General features: G+C 32.9%; 15 protein-coding genes and 1 riboswitch. Of the genes, 8 read left to right on the top strand and 7 right to left on the bottom strand.

The window, feature by feature from the left end; genetic code table 11:
* The first annotated feature begins 6 nt into the window (after positions 1-6).
* Positions 7-927: a lytic transglycosylase domain-containing protein gene (locus tag LG651_RS11060; RefSeq protein WP_226696190.1), complete on the top strand. Its 921-nt coding sequence runs from the start codon at positions 7-9 to the stop codon at positions 925-927.
* 8 nt (positions 928-935) lie between these two features.
* The gene (gene cls / locus LG651_RS11055) at positions 936-2,393 is read left to right on the top strand and encodes a cardiolipin synthase (protein ID WP_226696189.1); all 1,458 of its coding nucleotides are present in this window, start codon (positions 936-938) and stop codon (positions 2,391-2,393) included.
* Positions 2,394-2,454: 61 nt separating this feature from the next.
* On the opposite strand, the gene LG651_RS11050 is transcribed toward cls, so the two are convergent.
* Entirely contained in the window at positions 2,455-3,033 is a 579-nt protein-coding gene (locus LG651_RS11050; RefSeq protein ID WP_226696188.1) for a DUF2892 domain-containing protein, read from the bottom strand.
* Between the two features lie 296 nt (positions 3,034-3,329).
* Between LG651_RS11050 and rpmH the strand changes: the two genes are divergently transcribed.
* The 3 genes from rpmH (at position 3,330) to LG651_RS11035 (ending at position 9,696) form a co-directional block, all read left to right on the top strand.
* Positions 3,330-3,491 carry a 50S ribosomal protein L34 gene (gene rpmH, locus LG651_RS11045; protein ID WP_042244185.1) on the top strand — a complete coding sequence of 54 codons (162 nt, stop codon included), beginning with the start codon at positions 3,330-3,332 and terminating at the stop codon, positions 3,489-3,491.
* A gap of 115 nt (positions 3,492-3,606) precedes the next feature.
* Positions 3,607-6,459 carry a carbamoyl-phosphate synthase large subunit gene (gene carB, locus LG651_RS11040; RefSeq protein ID WP_226696187.1) on the top strand — a complete coding sequence of 951 codons (2,853 nt, stop codon included), beginning with the start codon at positions 3,607-3,609 and terminating at the stop codon, positions 6,457-6,459.
* Between the two features lie 138 nt (positions 6,460-6,597).
* Positions 6,598-9,696, top strand: coding sequence for a GEVED domain-containing protein (locus LG651_RS11035; protein ID WP_226696186.1), 3,099 nt, complete (start codon positions 6,598-6,600; stop codon positions 9,694-9,696).
* A gap of 109 nt (positions 9,697-9,805) precedes the next feature.
* Here LG651_RS11035 and LG651_RS11030 read toward each other — a convergent pair whose 3' ends face one another.
* From LG651_RS11030 to LG651_RS11010, 5 genes are all read right to left on the bottom strand, one after another.
* Positions 9,806-10,342, bottom strand: a complete 537-nt coding sequence (locus LG651_RS11030) for an acyl-CoA thioesterase (RefSeq protein ID WP_226696185.1) — start codon at positions 10,340-10,342, stop codon at positions 9,806-9,808.
* A gap of 15 nt (positions 10,343-10,357) precedes the next feature.
* The gene (gene rmuC / locus LG651_RS11025) at positions 10,358-11,743 is read right to left on the bottom strand and encodes a DNA recombination protein RmuC (protein WP_226696184.1); all 1,386 of its coding nucleotides are present in this window, start codon (positions 11,741-11,743) and stop codon (positions 10,358-10,360) included.
* 59 nt (positions 11,744-11,802) lie between these two features.
* The gene (locus LG651_RS11020) at positions 11,803-12,597 is read right to left on the bottom strand and encodes an ABC transporter ATP-binding protein (protein ID WP_226696183.1); all 795 of its coding nucleotides are present in this window, start codon (positions 12,595-12,597) and stop codon (positions 11,803-11,805) included.
* Between the two features lie 81 nt (positions 12,598-12,678).
* Entirely contained in the window at positions 12,679-13,710 is a 1,032-nt protein-coding gene (locus LG651_RS11015; RefSeq protein ID WP_226696182.1) for a FecCD family ABC transporter permease, read from the bottom strand.
* Positions 13,711-14,850, bottom strand: a complete 1,140-nt coding sequence (locus LG651_RS11010; RefSeq protein WP_226696181.1) for an ABC transporter substrate-binding protein — start codon at positions 14,848-14,850, stop codon at positions 13,711-13,713.
* 86 nt (positions 14,851-14,936) lie between these two features.
* On the opposite strand from LG651_RS11010, the gene LG651_RS11005 reads away from it, so the two are divergent.
* The 3 genes from LG651_RS11005 (at position 14,937) to LG651_RS10995 (ending at position 19,151) form a co-directional block, all read left to right on the top strand.
* A complete protein-coding gene (locus tag LG651_RS11005) occupies positions 14,937-15,869 on the top strand; it encodes an ABC transporter substrate-binding protein (RefSeq protein ID WP_226696180.1) in 933 nt (310 codons plus the stop codon).
* Between the two features lie 50 nt (positions 15,870-15,919).
* Positions 15,920-16,171: riboswitch (cobalamin riboswitch) on the top strand.
* A 34-nt stretch (positions 16,172-16,205) separates the two neighbouring features.
* Complete coding sequence (locus LG651_RS11000; RefSeq protein ID WP_226696179.1) at positions 16,206-18,077, top strand: TonB-dependent receptor plug domain-containing protein; 1,872 nt, start codon at positions 16,206-16,208, stop codon at positions 18,075-18,077.
* 3 nt (positions 18,078-18,080) lie between these two features.
* Positions 18,081-19,151 carry a YncE family protein gene (locus LG651_RS10995; protein WP_226696178.1) on the top strand — a complete coding sequence of 357 codons (1,071 nt, stop codon included), beginning with the start codon at positions 18,081-18,083 and terminating at the stop codon, positions 19,149-19,151.
* A 240-nt stretch (positions 19,152-19,391) separates the two neighbouring features.
* Here the strand turns inward: LG651_RS10995 and LG651_RS10990 are convergent, their stop codons facing one another.
* Positions 19,392-20,099 carry an adenine nucleotide alpha hydrolase gene (locus LG651_RS10990; protein ID WP_226696177.1) on the bottom strand — a complete coding sequence of 236 codons (708 nt, stop codon included), beginning with the start codon at positions 20,097-20,099 and terminating at the stop codon, positions 19,392-19,394.

The raw sequence follows: 20,099 nt of genomic DNA, 5'->3' as shown, positions 1-20,099 counted from the left end.
TTAAACATGAAGATAGTACAGAAAGCCTTGGCGTTTGTGGGATTATTAAGTTTATGTGGCTTATTTATATACGCTTTACAAGACGCTCCAACCGACGAAAATTTTGAAACAAAATTAATAAACGATTATAATGTTTACGCATTACAAATTCCCGATAATTTAGATTTTGCGGGCGAACCATTGCCGCTTAGTAACCCAGATATTTACGAACGTATGGATAGGGAATTGCTTGTAAATACCTATTGGCAATCAAACGGCTTGCTTATGTTTAAGCGTGCTGAAAAATATTTTCCTATAATAGAACCTATTCTTGCTAAATATGGCGTTCCAGACGATTTTAAATATTTAGCAGTTATAGAAAGCGGTTTAACCAACGCAGTATCTCCAGCAGGAGCACGAGGTGTTTGGCAAATAATGAAAACTACTGGTCGTGAAAATGGGCTAGAGATTAACGAGAATGTAGATGAACGCTATCACTTAGAAAAAGCAACCGAAGTGGCTTGTAAATATTTACTTCGTTCTAAAGCTAAACTTGGTTCTTGGACACTTGCTGCTGCTGCATATAACGCAGGTACTGCAGGAATTTCAAGACGTTTAAAAGAGCAGCAGGTTACTAATTATTACGATTTGTTGCTAGGTGAAGAAACTGGAAGATATATGTTTAGAATTGTAGCTTTAAAAGAAATTTTATCTCATCCTTCTAAATACGGTTTTAATTTTAGAAGCAAAGATTTATATAAAAATGTGCCAACTTATAAAGTAGAAGTTGACACAGCTGTAACAGATTTTTCAAAGTTTGCTCAGAATTTTAAAATTAACTACAAGATTTTAAAATTACATAACCCATGGCTTAGAGAGCCACACTTAAATAATAAATCGAGAAAAGTATATCAAATAGAAATTCCGGAAGAAGGCTACTATCAATAACCATTGGTATGCTTAAATTCATTGGGAATAATATTTGGCTTTTTTTAATTATACTTAACTATGTTATTGCTGTTTCCGCTGTAATAACGGTAATTTTAAAAAATTTAAATCCTACAAAAACACTATCATACATTGTTGTATTAGTGTTTTTTCCTTTTTTAGGGCCTTTGGTTTATTATCTTTTTGGGCAAGAATACCGAAAAAATAAAATTTTTAACAGGAAGTATGTTTTAAATGAAACCGTAATAAAGGCTGTAAAAAAAGAACAAGCTTTTAGTAAGCAACAACTGCAAAAAGTTAATAATTATTTAGATGAAAAAGTAAAACTAGTAAAGCTCCTTCATAGCAACCAAAACGAGCCGTTAACTTTAAGAAATAATATTGATATTTTAAAAAACGGTGATGATAAGTTCAAGAAACTATTTGCCGATATAAAACAAGCAAAACATCATATTAATATTGAATATTATATAATTAAAGATGATATAATAGGTTCAAAACTACTCAATTTATTATGCGAAAAAGCTAAAGAAGGTGTAATTGTTAGAATGAGTTATGATGATGTAGGAAGTAAAATTTCTAACAAAATGAAATCTAAACTTACGCATTGCGGTATAAAACACCATGCATTTATGCCTGTTTTACTGCCTAAGTTTACAGGAAAGATGAATTATCGAAATCATCGAAAAATAGCAATTATAGATGGTGAAATTGGTTATGTTGGAGGTATAAACATAGGTGATGAATACGTAAATGCTAACAATAAAACATTTTGGCGCGATACACATTTAAGAATACAAGGTGAAGCAGTTAGGTCGTTACAAATTCATTTTTTATCTACATGGCATTTTGTATCAAATGAGCGTATTGACGATTTTAAGTTGTTTTTTCCAGATTTAGAAGAAACAAATAAAAATGACGTAGGCTTACAAATAGCAGCCAGTGGCCCAGATACAGATTGGGCTAATATTATGGAATTAACCCTAACAGCTATAATAACAGCAAGTGATTATGTATATTTAACGACACCATATTTTGTGCCTAATGACGAAATGATTAAAGCCCTACAAATTGCATCAAAAAGTGGGGTAGACGTAAGGTTACTAATTCCAGAAAAGTCAGACTCTTGGGTAGTAAAGCACGCGTCAAATTCATACTTAGAAGGCTTATTTAAAGCAGGAATAAAAGTATATAAATATCAAAAAGGCTTTATACATGCAAAAACTATGGTAGTTGACGATGTTTTTGCCATGGTTGGAACCTCTAATATGGATTACCGAAGTTTCAATATTAATTTTGAAATTAATTCTGTAATTTATGATAAAGTAAAATCGAAAGAATTAAAATCTCATTTTCAACAAGATTTAGAAGACAGTAAAGTGGTAAATCCAGAGGTTTATAAAAAGCGTTCTAAATTCGATAAGTTAAAAGAATCATATTGCAGGCTTTGGTCTCCCTTAATATAAAAAAAGCCTCAAAATTTAAAATTTTGAGGCTTTTGTTTTTTTAGTTTTAAAACTAAACAGATTATCGCGAACGTCTTTTTTGCGATCTTAAAGAACCGCCGGCACCAAATTGTTGGTTTGGTCCAGAAGAGCGTTTCATGTTTTGTTTCATCATTTTAATTTGGTCGGTTAGCATACCTTGCTTATCAAGCTTGCTTGCTTCGTTAAGCAGTTTTTGTGCTTCCTGCTTTCTGCGTTTTGAAAAAGCAATACCAGCTAAATTTAATTTAGCCATAGCTAAATCGTGATCCATAGATAAACCTAACGAAATAGCTTTTTTAAAATATTTTTCAGCCTCGGTCATATTACTTTGCGAAACCATAATACCATGTAAATAATTGTAATATCCTTGTTGTTTTGTAACTAAAGCAGCTTCAGGATTTTTAATTTTATTAAGCCATTTTTTTGCGCCTTCAAAATCTTGTTTTCTTAAGCGCAAAAATGCTAATAAAATAAATTCATTCTTAAAGTAAAGAAAAACAAAAATGGACGCTAGTAAAATATACATTATACCATTACCAATATTGCCTTCTATAAATTGATATACGGCAAAAGCTAAAATACCTGCCGCAATTATTAATTTTATAATTTTATTATACATAATTGTTTAGTTAAAGATTGAAAAAATCCCAAAAATAACAGTCTTTTGCTTTTTTTAGGCGTTTTGGTTTGCAAATAAACTAAAATTTTATGAGAAAAAGTAGAATGTTTTTTTGTTTAAATAAGGTTTAAAGTCAATTAAATAAAGGAAAATATTGAGTTGAGCGAGCTTTAAAAAAATATTTTAAATTTTTTATAAAAATGATTTGCAAAGTAATAAAGGCTTTGTATATTTGCCCTCGGTTTTTAACAAGCCCTAATACATTAAAGTTTTTCAGAATTTAAAGATATAAGATAATGAGTAAGAGAACATTTCAGCCTTCTAAAAGAAAGAGAAGAAACAAACACGGTTTTAGAGAAAGAATGGCTTCTGCTAATGGTAGAAAGGTATTAGCTCGTAGAAGAGCTAAAGGTAGAAAAAGATTATCTGTGTCTTCTGAAACTAGACATAAGAAATAATATGATTAACAATTGTTTATAAATTAAAGGTGTTGCTTAAGTGTAACGCCTTTTTTTATATCTCGTGATTATTATTTTTGCACTGAAACATATTAACTCCATATAAAACAAAAAAATGCCAAAGAATTCAAAACTAAAGTCGATACTAATTATTGGGTCTGGGCCAATTATTATAGGGCAAGCCTGCGAATTTGACTACTCTGGGTCGCAAGCTTTAAGATCATTACGTGAAGATGGAATTGAAACGATTTTAATTAACTCTAATCCGGCAACAATTATGACCGATCCTTCGATGGCCGATCATATTTATTTATTGCCGCTTAATACAAAATCGATAATAAAAATTTTAAAGGAACACCCTCAAATAGATGCTGTTTTACCTACTATGGGTGGTCAAACTGCATTAAATTTAGCTATTGAAGCCGACGAGAAAGGGATCTGGCAAGATTTTGGAGTAGAATTAATTGGTGTTAATATCGATGCCATTAATATTACTGAAGATAGAGAGCAGTTTAGAGAGTTAATGGGAAAAATTGGTGTTGGTATGGCACCTCAGGCTACTGCAACTTCATTTTTAAAAGGTAAAGAAATTGCACAAGAATTTGGTTTCCCTTTATGTATTCGTTCCTCGTTTACTCTTGGAGGTGCAGGTGCAGCTATTGTTTATAAAGAGGAAGATTTTGATAAATTATTAAGACATGGATTAGAAATTTCTCCTATCCATGAAGTAATGATAGATAAAGCGCTTTTAGGATGGAAGGAATACGAGCTTGAACTTTTGCGTGATGTTAATGGGAATGTTGTAATTATTTGTTCTATTGAAAACATGGATCCAATGGGAATCCATACAGGAGACTCAATAACAGTAGCTCCAGCCATGACTTTAAGTGATACAACCTACCAAAAAATGCGTGATATGGCGATACATATGATGCGTAACATAGGCGATTTTGCAGGAGGTTGTAACGTACAGTTTGCAGTTTCTCCAGACGAGAAAGAAGAAATTATCGCCATAGAAATTAACCCACGTGTATCTCGTTCGTCCGCATTGGCGAGTAAAGCAACGGGATATCCTATTGCTAAAATTGCTGCAAAATTAGCTTTAGGCTATAGTTTAGATGAGTTAAGTAACCAAATTACAAAATCAACTTCGGCTTTATTCGAGCCAACTCTTGATTATGTAATTGTAAAAATACCACGTTGGAATTTTGATAAGTTTGAAGGGTCTGATAGAACCTTAGGGCTACAAATGAAAGCCGTAGGAGAAGTTATGGGTATTGGTCGTTCTTTCCAGGAAGCACTGCACAAAGCCACACAATCTTTAGAAATTAAACGTAACGGTTTAGGCGCCGATGGAAAAGAAAATACAAATTACGACCAAGTAATCGATAAGCTTACAAATGCATCTTGGGATCGTGTATTTACAATTTACGATGCTATTAAAATGGGGATTCCATTAAGCAGAATACACGAAATTACAAAAATAGACATGTGGTTCTTAAAACAATATGAAGAATTATACTTCTTAGAAAAAGAAATTTCAACCTTCAATATAAACTCAATTGAAAAGGAATTACTTTTAGAGGCAAAACAAAAAGGCTATGGCGATCGCCAAATAGCACATATGCTTGGGTGTTTAGAAAGTGAAGTATATACAAAACGAGAAGAACTAGGTATAAATCGTGTTTATAAACTTGTTGACACTTGTGCAGCAGAGTTTGAAGCAAAAACACCGTATTACTATTCTACATTCGAAAGTGATATGGAAACTGCCGATGGCAAACGTTTTGCTCATAACGAAAGTATAGTATCAGATAAAAAGAAAATAATTGTTTTAGGTTCTGGACCTAACCGAATTGGGCAAGGTATAGAGTTCGATTACTGTTGTGTTCACGGGGTTTTAGCAGCAGCAGAATGTGGTTACGAAACCATCATGATTAACTGTAACCCGGAAACCGTATCAACCGATTTTGATACCGCTGATAAATTATATTTCGAACCTGTATTTTGGGAACACATTTATGATATAATTAAGCATGAAAAACCAGAAGGTGTTATAGTTCAATTAGGAGGACAAACAGCGCTTAAACTTGCAGAAAAACTTTCTAGATACGGTGTTAAAATTATAGGAACTAGTTACGAGTCTTTAGATTTAGCTGAAGATAGAGGAAGTTTCTCTACACTATTAAAAGAAAACAACATTCCTTATCCAAAATTTGATACTGCCGAAACTGCCGATGAGGCCTTAGCTGTTGCCAAAGAATTAGATTTCCCTATTTTGGTAAGACCATCATATGTTCTTGGAGGTCAAGGCATGAAGATTGTAATTAATGAAAAAGAATTAGAAGAACACGTTGTAAGTCTTTTAAATAAAATACCAAATAACAAATTGTTATTAGATCATTATTTAGAAGGTGCAATCGAAGCGGAAGCCGATGCCATTTGCGATGGTGAAGATGTTTATATTATTGGTATAATGGAGCATATAGAGCCTTGCGGTGTTCATTCAGGAGATAGTAATTCTACATTACCTCCATTTAATTTAGGTGAGTTTGTAATGCAACAAATAAAAGATCATACTAAAAAAATCGCGTTAGCATTAAATACAGTAGGATTAATAAATATTCAGTTCGCAATTAAAGACGATAAAGTTTACATCATCGAAGCTAATCCAAGAGCATCTAGAACAGTACCATTTATTGCAAAAGCTTACGGAGAGCCTTATGTAAATTATGCGACTAAGTTAATGTTAGGTGAGAAGAAGGTTAAGGATTTTACTTTTAATCCTCAGCTAGAAGGTTATGCTATTAAACAACCGGTGTTTTCATTCAATAAATTCCCTAATGTAGATAAAACTTTAGGCCCGGAAATGAAAAGTACGGGTGAAAGTATTTTGTTTATAGATAGTTTAAAAGACGACCAATTTTATGATCTATATTCTAGACGTAAAATGTATTTGAGTAAATAAAAATTATATTTATAAAAAAAAGCCGCTTTTTAAGCGGCTTTTTTTATGTTTTGAAGTATGTTGATTAAAAAAAAATCGACTAAATTGCAATCAAAATTATGATTTATTCATAAATTATTCAATCTTAATTTAATTTAAATGTCTTCCAACCAGTATCGCTTTGCGTGCATTTTATTCCTTTGTTTTCTATTTGGAAAACTTACAAATGGACAAGTTTTAACGCAAGAACAAATTAATAATGGCCATTGCGGATCGTACTTGTTTCATAATCATAAAATGGAAACCGACGAGATTTACAAGCTAAAATACCAAAATGCGATAGGAAACTTTAATAAAATCTCAGCGAGTAATGCCAAAGTGGCCAATGGTATTTTACAAGTGCCTGTCGTAATTCATGTTATGCATAAAGGTGAAGAAATGGGTACAGGCACAAATATTTCTGATACAGATATTAAGCAGGGTTTAAAATATTTAAATAATTATTGGAGAAAAGTATCTGGTTCTAATGGAGATGGAAATGGTGTTGATATGCAAATTGAATTCGTGCTCACCGTACAGGATGAAAGTGGAAATTGTACTAACGGCATAAACCGTGTAGATATGAGCGGAGTAGATTCTTATGTAAATAATGGTGTAAATAGTTATGGCTCTGGTGGGTTGGCCGATTATATTGGAGATAGTGAAATTAATTCATTAAAAGAATATGGAAATTGGAATCCTAATAATTATTATAATGTTTGGTTAGTCGATGAAATTGATAATGAAAATTGTTATAGTGGTGGTTCTTATACTTCTGGTTATGCCTATTTTGCAGGAGCTCACGGGCAGGCATTCGATGGAGCTGTGGTTTTAATGTGCTCTTTTTTAAGTGAGTCGTCGTCTACTTGGGCACACGAAATGGGACATGCTTTTAACCTACCTCATACCTTTGATGGAGATGATGCTAATAACGATGGTGTAGCAGACCAATGTGGAGACGATGGTATTTTTGATACGCCAAGTCATATGAGAACCAACTCAATAAGTCCTTCAATTTATTATGATTGCGATACTTCTGTAGTTAACTCTTGCGATGCTGATTTTAACGAAACTATTAATCCTGATACTGGATTTGTTAGGAATTCTGGAACGCATCAAGATCATATATTTAATTATATGGATTATACGGGTTGTGCCTCCGAGTTTACAGGAGGTCAGCGAACTGTAGTAATAAATACATTAACTACTACTAGAGCTTCTTATTTATCTAGTCCTGCATTAATACCGCCAGATACGGCTACAGTTTTTTTCTCAGCTTCATCTTCAACGGCTTGTTTGGGAGAAACCATTACGTTTACAGATGAGTCTAGCTGTACTCCAAATACTTATACAAATAATGGTTATGATGATGTAAGTTTTTCATGGACTTTTAACAACGGCGTTGATACGCCAATAACCTCTACGTTACAAAATCCGTCAATAACATTTACAAATTTAGGAAATTACGATGTAACCTTGGAGGTAACTAACCCCGAAGGCACAACAAGTTTGACCAAAACAAGTAATATTGCGGTAACTAATGGGGTGGTGTCGGGGTGCGCAATATCAAGCGCCACCGATGATTCAAATGTTAACTGCGGTGTTACAAATATTACTTTTAATACTATAAATAATAGCACAACGACTGTAATTCCTGAAGGTGCTTTAAACGATTTTACTTGCGATTATAATACCTCTGTTTTTTTGGGTGAAAATTACGATTTAGAAGTAGAGTACAAATCAAGATCTGATGGAAATCAATACTTAGAGGTTTGGATTGATTGGGATAATAATGGTGCATTCGAAGCTATAAATTCTCAAGGCGATAGCGAAATGGTGCTTTCTGATAATATAATACCTAACTACACAGGAACTGCAACTGCGAGCATAAGTCCTCCAATATCATCCGTATTAAATACATTGCTTCGTATGCGGGTTGTTACAGACCTTGGTAGAAGCCCCGTAACTTGTGGAAATGGTTATGTATTACGTGCCGACGACTATGGTGTGTATGTTAAACCAGCTTGTACAGCACCAAGTGCTGGAATTACAAATAATTCATCAACAACTGTTTTAACTTGTAACGAGCCTTCTATTAGTTTAACCGCTACGGGTGGTTCAAGCTATAATTGGGATAATAATAAAGGTATTGATGCTACGATTACTGTAACCGAGCCTGGAACTTATACGGTTACCGTTACGTCGTCTGATGGGTGTACGGATATTGAAAGCATTGTAATTACAGAGAATAAACCCAATCCAACTGCCGAAATTACTTCCGAAAATGGGCAATCGGCATTCAATTGCGATATTGCGTCAATAGATTTAACGGCATCGGGAGGTGTGAGCTATGTTTGGGATAATGGTTTAGGTACAAATGCAAGTATCACAGTTACCGAACCTGGTATTTATACGGTAACGGTAACCGATGCAAACGGATGTACAGATACAGAAAGTATAGAACTTATTAATAGTAAAACCGAAGCTATTTGCGATTTAAGTAGTTTTTACGATGGTGGTAATTATGGCTGTGGTGTAACAAATTTAACTTTTAATACAATTGATAAAGCAACGTCAACTTATATTCCAAATGGAGCTGTTAACGATTTTATTTGTTCGGATAATACAACTTTAATTTCAGGAATGAGTTATCAGCTTGATGTTACTTATAATTCAAGAACAGATGGCTCTGAGTACTTAGAAGTTTGGATAGATTGGGATAGTAATGGAGAGTTCGAAACATCAAACTCTAATGGAAACAACGAGCAAGTTTTAGTCGATAATATTGGTTCGAGTACAGTACATACGGCAAGTACAGGTGTTGTAGTGCCTGCTTCAGCAATATCAAATACGCTTTTAAAAATGCGTGTGGTAACAGATTATAATCAATCTCCAGTTATTTGTGGTGACGGTTTTGTTTTACGTGGCGACGATTATGGTATAACGGTTTCAAATTCATTAAGTACCGTTGAAAGCCTTGTGGAAGAGCATATTTTTAAAATTTATCCTAATCCTGCCAACAATTATTTAAATGTATTTTTAAGTAACTCTGAAAAAATTTCATCATTTAAAATTTATGATGTTTTCGGAAAAATTATTTTGAAAAACGAATTACAACGTAGCGAGCAAATTAACATAAGTAAATTACAAACAGGAATTTATTTTATAAAAGTAAAAACAGAAACTAAAGATTACGTTAGTAAATTTTTAAAAGAATAAAGAAGCTTTAATTCTGTTTTAATAAGATAAAAAATGTTATTCTGATTTATTTTAGAACAACATTTTTTTATATCTACTTGTAACCAAATAGGAAATATGAGTTGTTTTTTTACAAATCAATCATAACATTGTGTTGCTTTACAATATCTAAATATTCTTCAATGTTAAATTGTGCAGAATTATATTTAGTTGATCTTTTTCTAGATTGATCTTGACGTTCAATACTTCTAGCAAAACGCCTAACACTATCTACGGTGTTTAAAATTATACCAGGAACTTTAGCGTTATTACCGTTTGCATCTTTAGCAACCATAGTAAAGTAAGATGAGTTACAGTGTTTTTTTTCACCACTTTGTATATTCTCAGATTCTACACGTAAACCAACTACCATTGAAGTGTTTCCGGTAAAATTAACCGATGCTTTTAAGGTTACTAATTCGCCAACTTCAATAGGATTTAAAAAATCTACACGATTTACCGATGCCGTTACACAGTAATGGCCAGAATGTTTTGAGGCACAAGCAAAAGCAATTTGATCCATTAAATTTAAAATATGCCCACCGTGAATTTTACCGCTAAAATTGGAGTGCGATGGTAGCATTAATTCTGTTATAGAGACTTGAGAGTCTTCAATGTTTTTAAACATAGATAAATGATTTTTTTAGTCCTCGTCTAGAGCACGTTTTATAATTGCTTCAGGAAGTGCTTTTTTGGCTTTTGCTCCCATTTTTTTAAGTTTTTCTACGCTGGTAATTAGGTTTCCTCGGCCTTCAACTAATTTATTCATTGCGGCAGAGTAATCGGTTTTTGCAGCATCAATTTTTTTGCCAACTCCAGTTAAATCTTTTACCAGGCCTTCAAATTTATCGTAAAGTGCACCAGCTTGTCTAGCAATTTCAATGGCGTTTTGTTGTTGCTTTTCGTTAGTCCACATGCTATCAATGGTTCTTAAAGTAGCCAAAAGAGTGGATGGTGTAACAATAACAATATTTTTTTCGAAAGCTTTGTTGTAAATTGTGTTGTCTTCATTCACAACTACAGCAAAAGCAGGTTCTATAGGTATAAACATTAACACAAAATCGGGCGATTCCATGTTGTATAAATCCTGATAGTTTTTTTCAGAAAGTTGATCTACGTGGCGTTTTACCGAATTTACATGCGCTTTTAAAAAGGATAATTTGTCGTCATCATCGGCATTTACAAAACGTTCGTAATCGGTTAGCGACACTTTACTGTCAATTATCATTTTTTTGCCATCGGGTAAATGCAAAACCACATCGGGCATGACGCGCGAATTATCTTCTCTGGTAAAACTTTGTTGTACAAAATATTCGCGGTCTTTTTCTAAACCAGATTTTTCTAAAACACGCTCTAAAACTAATTCGCCCCAATTTCCTTGCATTTTGCTATCGCCTTTTAAGGCACGAGTTAGGTTTGTGGCTTCTTTAGTCATCTGTTGGTTTAGGTCTTTTAAACCTAATAATTGTTCTTTTAAAGCCGAATGCATGCTAATGCTTTCTTTTTGTGTTAAATCAACCTTTTCTTCAAACGTTTTTATTTTTTCCTGTAACGGATTAAGAATGTTTTTTATGTTTTCTTTATTCTGAATAGTAAATTTTTCAGATTTTTCATCTAGAATTTTAGTAGCTAAAAGTTCAAAATCTTTACGAAGTTGTTCTTGGCGTTCTTCGAGTTCTTTATCGCGTTTAAGGTTTTGTTGTTGTAGGTTTTTAAACTCCGAGTTTCTTCTAGCGAGTTCGGTGTTTAAAAAATCTTTTTCACGCCTAATATCTTCGCGTTCTTTTTCAATTTTGGTTAGGGTTTCTTTTAACTCGTTTATTTTTTGTTCAAAATTGATGTTTTGCTTTTCGTTTTCGGTGGCATGCAGCGTTTTTAAATCTTCAATTTGAAGCTGTAAGTTACTATTACGTTCTTCTAAAGTGCTTTTTTCGGTTTTACTTTTAAGTTTAGCGATGGTTACACCAATATACCCACCAACAATGGCAGAAACTAAAATAGCTAGAATAAGAATTAAGCTGTCGTTCATTTAAAATTTAGATTTTATCAAATATAATTTTTTATGAAGAAATGTCCTTAAGTAAAGTTCTATTTCTTCACTTTAAAACTACCTGTAATTTCATCAAAAGTAATTAAATCATCAGGGAAAAGTGTGTTGAATACACCTTGTTCAATTAAATTACATGGCGAATCAAAATTAATTTCGTTAGTATTCATTACAATCATTTTATCACATAATTGGATAGCTAAATCTATTTCGTGAGAAGAAAAAAGAATGGTTTTGTTGGTAGTTGTTGCTAGTTTTTGAAGCAATTTTAAAATATAAGCTTTGTGATACATGTCTAGATGTGTGGTTGGTTCATCTAAAATTATAAGGCTTGTATCTTGAGCTAAGGCGCGTGCAATCATAACTTTTTGTAGTTGTCCGTCGCTAAGCTCAAAGCATTTTTTGTGTTTTAGCTCTTCAATATTAATAATTTGTATGGCGTGGTTAACCGTTTTTAAATCTTGTTCTGTTAAGTTACCAATCCAATTTGTGTAAGGTTGCCTACCAAGAGTTATTAACTCGAAAACGGATAGGTTTTTAGCGACTAAAGGTTCGGTTAAAACAACGCTTAGTAATTTTGATAGTTCTAAATTAGAACATTTATTTAAGTTTTTATTTTCAATAAAAATGCTTCCGTTTAAAGCCGGAATATTTTTAGTTAACGTTTTTAATAATGTAGATTTTCCAATACCATTAGCACCAACTAAACCAATAAGTTGTCCTTTTTCAAGCTGAATATTGATGTTTTTAGCAACACAAACCTGATCTTTTTTGGTTTTGTACCCAACAGAAAGGTTTTCAGTTTTAAGAATGATATGCTCATTGTGCTCTGCCATGTATTATTTTTCAGTTTTCTTATTCAAATTTAGTGTTTAATGTAAATTAAATATATTCCATCAACCATCAACCATCAACCATCAAAACACCATTTTTCGTTTTCTTACAAGTAACCAAATTACAACAGGTGCTCCAACTAGGCAAGTTATAGCATTAATAGGTAAAAAGTATTCTAAACCCGGTAGTTGAGCGATAGTATCGCAAATAAGCATAATTATGCTGCCTAATAAAAATACAGCAGGTAATAATATTTTATGGTTTGAGGTGGTGAAAATTTGTCGTGTTATATGCGGAATAGCTAAACCAATAAAAGCAATTGGGCCTGCAAAAGCGGTAATAGTTCCTGCTAATAAACTTGTGGCAATTATTATAGTTAATCGTGTTTTTTTTAGGTTTAGTCCTAAGCTTTTAGCATAATTATCGCCTAATAATAAAGTGTTTAATGCTTTAATTGAGGCTAAACTTAAAAGTAAGCCAATACAATATATTATTGAAAAAATCACTAATTCTTGCCACGATAAATTACCTAGCGAGCCAAATCGCCAAAACACAAATTGTTGTAATTCTTCGGCTGTAGAGAAGTAGGTGAGAACACTAATTATAGCGGCAGTTATGCTTCCAAACATAAGACCAATAATTAATAAAGCCATAGTGTCTCTTACTTTATTTGAAACAATTAAAACGGTAAGTAGTACTAAAAAACTACCCAAACTAGCAGCAATAACAATGCTCCATTTCGATATTAAAACACCAGCCATAACACCTCCAAAAAACGAAGCGCCCATAATAGCTATAGCCACGCCTAAACTTGCTCCAGAAGTTATGCCTAATACAAACGGGCCAGCTAAAGGGTTTTTAAATAAGGTTTGCATAAGTAAGCCTGAAATACCTAAGCCTGAACCAACTATTATAGCGGTTAGTGCTTTAGGTAGACGGTAGTTGATTACTATAAATTCCCAAGAAGTATTTTCTGGAACTTGCCCCGTTACAATACCAAAAATGGATTTTAAAGGAATTAAAACCGAACCCAAACTAATATTTATAATAAAGCACAGAATAAGTACTAGAGTAAGTACTAAAAATGGGGTTTTATATGCTGGGTGCTGTTGCAATTAATTTAACGGTTTAAAAAAGTAAAGTTCGTAGTTTGGTAAAACTTCTGGGTGTGCAATTTTAATAATATCTTTTAAAACTAAATCTGGACGAAGTGGCCCAAGCTCAAAATATATTAAGCCACCGGTTTCACTTATTTGTTTTGTGTAGCTATAAATGTTATTGTTTTTGTAAGCATTAAAAAAAGTATAACCATTGTATTGGCTTTCCATTTCGGTTTTATTGTTAAAAAGGCCAGCGCCAATCCATAAATTAGCTGTTTTTGCTTTTTCAAGTACGTTTTCTAAGTTAAGTTGTAAACTGCCGGTAGAGGTGTTGTTTTTCCAAATATAATTTGTGTTGGCGTCTTCTAAGAATTTAGCCATAAAACTTTGCCCTCCAGGAACATTCCAAATGTCTTTAAACATCGATCCAGAGAAAACTGTGGGTTGTTTCGTAGTGTTCGCGGCGAGTTGTTTCACCTTCAAATAATCGGCTTCAATAGCTTTAAATATAGTTTTTGCTTCGTTGTCTTTATTAAAAAACGCTGCGATAAATTTTATCCATTCTGCTCTGCCAAGTGGATGATTTTCGGTCCAAGCGCCATCAATTACAACCGGAATATTAAAGCGTTCAATTTGGTTTAAACTTTTATTATTTCCATTAACGGAGTGCCCAATAACTAAATCGGGTTGTAAGGCTAGAAGCAATTCGGTATTAATGTCAACTTCACTGTTTAAATCTTTTACAAGGCCTTGTTCAATGCGTGTTCTGGTTTTTTTCGAAGAAATGAAATTAGTGTTCGGGAAACCTACTAATTTGTCCTCAACACCTAGAAATTCTAAAGCAGGAACATTAGTGGTAGATGTTACAACTAGTTTGTTAATAGGTGTTTTTATAACCGTTTTGTTTTTTAAAGCTTCAGGAATGGCTTCATTTTTATTTACCAAATAATAAGTGAATGTTTTATTGCTATTTGGCCAAGGCGATGTAACAGTAAGCGTTTTATAAGTGTCGTGATTTTCAATAGTAAAACCTTTGGCGTAAGTTACGTTTTGGGTTTGTTCTAATTTTACGTTTTGCGCATTCGTTTTTGTGCTGTTTTCTTTACAGGAAAACAACATAAATGTGCTTAAAAGCGTTAAAAAATATAATCGCATAACTCTCGTTTCGAAAATCAAAGGTCTTTAATTTTTTTTAATTACTACTTTAAAACTGCGTATTTTCGCTATTAAAACTATAGAATATGAAAGTATCTTCGTTTATGCCTGCGGTTACCCAAATGATTTATGATATGGGTTTACAATTTGATTTACAAGGTGTTACTTTTGAGTGTCCTGCGGAAGCCTTACAAGAAAAGCAAGTGGCTGTACGATACAAATTAGAAGGAAAAACATTAACAAGCGAAGAAATAAATACCATTTTTTCTGAAACTAAAGCTGCTGGAGAAACTTTATACTATGTTGATGAAGCTGTATTAGAAACCATAGCTCCAGACATTATTTTTACACAAGATGTTTGTGATGTTTGCCAAATAGACACCGAATGTGTGGCGGCTTCGGCATACAAATTACCTAAAATTCCTGAACTAATTTCTATTACTCCAAATAGTTTAAATGATGTTTTTGATAATGCTTTAACCATCGCCAAAGCCATGAATAACGAAGCAGTTGGGTTAAAATATGTCGACGGTTTAAAACAGCGTATTTACAATATAGTTGATAATCAAAGAGCCTTAAAAATACAATTGAAAAGTGTGGCTTTATTAGAATGGATAGATCCTATTTTTAATTGCGGGCATTGGATTCCGCACCAAATTGGTTATGCTGGAGGTATAGATTTGTTATCGCATCCGTCGGGCGATAGCATTGTTATTCCTTTTGATAAAATTGTAAAATACAATCCAGAAGTAATCATTATAGCGCCTTGTGGTTACACTACAGCGCGTACTTTACAAGATATGCACTTTTTAGAAAAACAACCGGAATGGGACAATTTAAGAGCCGTTAAAAATAAACAAGTTTATATTGCCGATTTCGATATGTTTACACAATCTTCTGCAGGAACATTGGTAAATGGTATAGAATGTTTAGCAGCTATGATTCATCCAGAACATTTTGAAGCACCACAACATTTAGCTTCGAAATTTTGTAATTATAATGCATTAAAATCTTATTAATAATAAAAAATACAATACATTTGTGCCGAATTTTGGTTTGACATAGAATGAGTTCCCAAAACAAGTTTGGGACGACTACGTCGATTAAAAGGGAATCTGGTGAAAATCCAGAGCTGTTCCCGCAACTGTAAGCATAGTGCTCAACTCGATTGGGCATCTCTTTAAAGAGATTCATGTTATACTTTTTAGTCACTGAAGTTTATTATTGCTACATCACCTAAAGCGGTAAATTGTAATAATAACATTGGGAAGACAAACATGAATACGTAAGTCAGGAGACCTGCCAAATTTCATAATTAATTAATAAAACTTTCGGGATAAAAGTTTAATAATTTTATGAAGCACAAAGCACTCTTTTTAGTTGCAAGTATTTTTAGCACCCTATGTTTTGCTCAAAACGATAGTTTGGTTAATCGTTTGGAGGAAGTTGTGGTTACTGCCGATACAAAATTGCAGGTTCACTCTGTTGGTTACAAAGTAGAGCGTTTAACCGATTCTGTAATTTTAAAAAATACCGAGTCGTTTACCAATTTACTTAGGTTTAATACGCCAATTTATTTGCGTGAATATGGTTCGGGAGGTACGAGTTCAGCAAGTTTTAGGGGCACAAGTTCATCAAACACTGCTGTAATTTGGAATGGCATAAATATAAATTCTGTAAATAGTGGGCAGACAGGTTTTAACAGTTTAACGGTAACTTTGTTTGATGGTATAAATGTAAGAAGCGGTGGCGGAAGCATTGAGTACGGCTCGGGAGCTATTGGTGGCACTATTCACTTAAACGATAATTTAAAGTTTACCCAAAATAAAAGGTTTAAAAACCACACATTATTTTCGGTTGGAAGTTATAATACTTACCAAGGATTACACAAGCTAAAGTTTTCTAATAAAAAAATAGCTATAAACGCAGGAGTATCGTACAACAGGTCAAATAACGATTATCCTTGGTTAAATACCGATTATAAAAATACAAACGGTGCTTATAGTAATTTAGCTTTAAATTTTAGTGGTTCATTTTATTTAAATAAACAATCGCAACTTAATTTTTATACAGCAAATTATAGAGGCGAACGTTTTTTTTCAGGCGAATTACCCAATCCAACTACGGCAAACGACAAGTATCAAGATTTTAGTAATAGAAATTTACTAGTTTACACCAACAAAGGTGTTGTATTTAATCATGAAGCAAAACTAGCTTACCTAACACAAGAGTATCGCTATTTTGCCGATAAAAACTCCAGTAACTTTAATTTTGGTAAGTCTAAACGCATGCTGGCAAACTATAATTTAAAGTATAGTTTTAATAAAATAAGAGCAAGTATAACGTCGTTTTCAGAGTTTGAAACTATTTACGGAAGCACCGATTTAATTTCCGAACAAAATCGTAGGCAGTTTTCACAATCTGTAGTTTACAATCAAAATCTTCAACAAAAAATAGCTTTTGAAGCTAAAATTAGAAAAGATTTTAACACCGATTATTCAGTGCCCTTTACTTATGCTTTGGGAATAAATTACAAAGTCCGTTCATCATGGTTTTTAAGAGTTAATGGATCAAAGAATTACCGGGTGCCAACTTATAACGATTTGTACTGGCCTGGACAAGGTAATCTAGATTTAATTCCCGAAACCGCTGCACAAGGTGAATTGGGCTTAGGTTTTAAAAACAATAAATTTTCTGCCGATTTAGGAGTGTTTTACATTGCCACAAAAGATAAAATAGTTTGGACACCAAATGGCGATGAAGACAGGTCAGGTGTTTGGGTGCCTATAAATCTATCTGAAGTAAATAATAAAGGTACCGAATTAGCTTTAAGTTATAACGAAACATTTCACAATCATAAGCTTCAATTTAACCTTAATTACAGTTACACCGAAGCTATCGATGCTTCAACAGATAAGCAAACTATTTACACGCCAAAACACTTGTTGAATTTTAATTTATCCTACAACTACAAACGGTTTTCAGGATTTTATCAGCAGCTATATAATGGTAAAGTTTATACTACCGCGAGTAATTCCGAAGATTTTATTGTGCCAGATTATGCCATAGCTAATGCAGGAATAAATTTTAAAATATTACATACAAATGCAAACACATTACAATTGGGCGTTAAAGTAAATAACCTGTTTAATAAATATTATGTAATACAACCTAGGCGACCAATGCCAAACAGAAATTTTAATATAAAAATTAACTATACATTTTAAATTATGAAAATTAATAAATTACTAACCACAATTTTTATTTTAAGCATTTTATGCTTCACGTCTTGTAGTGAAGACGATACAGATTCTGAGCCAAGAGGCGATTACGAAAATGGTATTTTAATTAGCGGCGAAGGAAGCAAAAGTACAGGAACAGGTTCGGTTTCTTTTGTTTCAAACGATTTTACTGTAGCCGAAAATTTAATTTACAAAACAGTAAATAATGTAGAACTAGGAACACATTTACAATCGATGGCTTTTGATGATGATAATGCTTATTTAGTAGTAGATGATGCCAATACAGTTACGGTTGTAGACAGATATACTTTTGAATATAAAGGTGAAATATCTACCGATTTAGAATTACCAAGATTCATGGTGGTTTCAGATAATAAAGGGTATGTAACCAACTGGGGGAGTACTTCTGATGATACAGATGATTTTGTAGCTGTAATAGATTTAGCGACGTATACCGTTGAAAAAAGAATTAGCGTAGGTAATGGGCCAGAACGAATTGTTGAAAGTAACGGTAAATTATACGTTTCTCACAAGGGGGCTTATACTACTAATAATATTATTTCGGTTATTAATATTGAAGATGATAGCGTTACCGAAATAGAAGTAAAAGACAACCCAGACGAACTTGCTTTTAACAGTACTGGAGATTTAGTTGTTCTGTCTGAAGGAAGAACAATTTATGATGCTAATTGGAATGTTACGGGGCATACTTTGGCAAGTATTTCTACAATCGACATTAGTAGTTTAGCGGTAGAGCAAGAAGTGGTTTTTGCAGAAGGCGATCATCCATCCTTAATGGTAATTGACGATGAAATTATTTATTACGCTTTAAGCGGAAGTGTTTACGAAATAGGTGTAACTGACACTGCTTTATCAAGCTCCTCAATTTTTACTGCAGAAGGATATTTGTATGGAATGGAAGTAGAAAATGATAATATTTATCTGCTTAATACAAGCTTTACAGATTTAAGTACTTTAAATGTTTACAGTTTAGAAACGTCTGAGTTAGTTTCAACTCAATCTGTTGCACTAGGTGCATCAAAAATTTACTTTAATTAGGATAGATATTTAGAAAAAGCTCAATCGAATTAATTATTTATCTGGATGTAAATCTAAATTATTTGTTAAAATAATGTTGCAATTCTTAAGATAATGCATTATTTGTAAGTTAATTAGTGTAAATTTACATAAAAAGTAATAAAAATACCATGCTAGATTGTTTATGCAAATAGCTGTATTGGTTTAGCCTTGGGTGAGAGACAAGGTTAAACTTGAAAGGCCACCAAAGGGTGGCCTTTTTTATGGGATTAAATCGCAATACCATACACCATAATTATTAGTGTTACAAACCGAATTATTAGTTTTAGGTTGTTGGTACTCTCGATAAACTTTTTCTCCAATACTAAACTGTACAGGTTGTTTAAAAATAGGGCCGTCAAAGCAAAACGTATGAAATTCACCGTTCTCCCCGCAAGGATCTACACCTTTAGGTAAGTTATCTATAAAATGTTTATCTATTACCGTACCTACAAAATCTTTATTAAAAAATTTAGAGCTAGCACAAACTACAATGGTTTTAAAACCTAATTCTAAAAATTCGTTTAAAAGTGTTTTAGTATCCCGTTTCCAGATAGGAAAAACGGCCTTAAAATTTAGTTTCGCTAATTGGGTTTCGCGGTAATCTCTTAAATCTTCTAAAAAAATATCGCCAAAAGCGCTATGTGTAAAACCATTATTTTTTAAAGTGTTTAAAGATGCTGTGATTTTTTGCTCATAAATTTCCATGCTAGGCATTTCAGGTAGCTCAATTAAATTTGAAGGTATGCCTATGGCTTGGGTTTGCTGTATTAAAAGTTCGGTTCTCAATCCGTGCATAGACACACGGTTGTAATAGCTGTTTACGGTGGTTATTAATTTCTCGACACTGTAATTTTTGTCTTGCAATAAATAATGTAAAGCCAAAGCAGAGTCTTTGCCAGAACTCCAGTTAAAGTATGTTTTATGCAT

It is taken from the genome of Neotamlana sargassicola (assembly GCF_020523965.1).
Classification (GTDB): Bacteria; Bacteroidota; Bacteroidia; order Flavobacteriales; family Flavobacteriaceae; genus Neotamlana; species Neotamlana sargassicola.
This window is presented reverse-complemented; position numbering and strand designations above follow the sequence as displayed.

Coding starts and splice junctions, on each gene's coding strand:
- LG651_RS11060 (WP_226696190.1), top strand. CDS start 7: ATGAAGATAGTACAGAAAGCCTTGGCGTTTGTGGGATTATTAAGTTTA.
- cls (WP_226696189.1), top strand. CDS start 936: ATGCTTAAATTCATTGGGAATAATATTTGGCTTTTTTTAATTATACTT.
- LG651_RS11050 (WP_226696188.1), bottom strand. CDS start 3,033: ATGTATAATAAAATTATAAAATTAATAATTGCGGCAGGTATTTTAGCT.
- rpmH (WP_042244185.1), top strand. CDS start 3,330: ATGAGTAAGAGAACATTTCAGCCTTCTAAAAGAAAGAGAAGAAACAAA.
- carB (WP_226696187.1), top strand. CDS start 3,607: ATGCCAAAGAATTCAAAACTAAAGTCGATACTAATTATTGGGTCTGGG.
- LG651_RS11035 (WP_226696186.1), top strand. CDS start 6,598: ATGTCTTCCAACCAGTATCGCTTTGCGTGCATTTTATTCCTTTGTTTT.
- LG651_RS11030 (WP_226696185.1), bottom strand. CDS start 10,342: ATGTTTAAAAACATTGAAGACTCTCAAGTCTCTATAACAGAATTAATG.
- rmuC (WP_226696184.1), bottom strand. CDS start 11,743: ATGAACGACAGCTTAATTCTTATTCTAGCTATTTTAGTTTCTGCCATT.
- LG651_RS11020 (WP_226696183.1), bottom strand. CDS start 12,597: ATGGCAGAGCACAATGAGCATATCATTCTTAAAACTGAAAACCTTTCT.
- LG651_RS11010 (WP_226696181.1), bottom strand. CDS start 14,850: ATGCGATTATATTTTTTAACGCTTTTAAGCACATTTATGTTGTTTTCC.
- LG651_RS11005 (WP_226696180.1), top strand. CDS start 14,937: ATGAAAGTATCTTCGTTTATGCCTGCGGTTACCCAAATGATTTATGAT.
- LG651_RS11000 (WP_226696179.1), top strand. CDS start 16,206: ATGAAGCACAAAGCACTCTTTTTAGTTGCAAGTATTTTTAGCACCCTA.
- LG651_RS10995 (WP_226696178.1), top strand. CDS start 18,081: ATGAAAATTAATAAATTACTAACCACAATTTTTATTTTAAGCATTTTA.
- LG651_RS10990 (WP_226696177.1), bottom strand. CDS start 20,099: ATGCATAAAACATACTTTAACTGGAGTTCTGGCAAAGACTCTGCTTTG.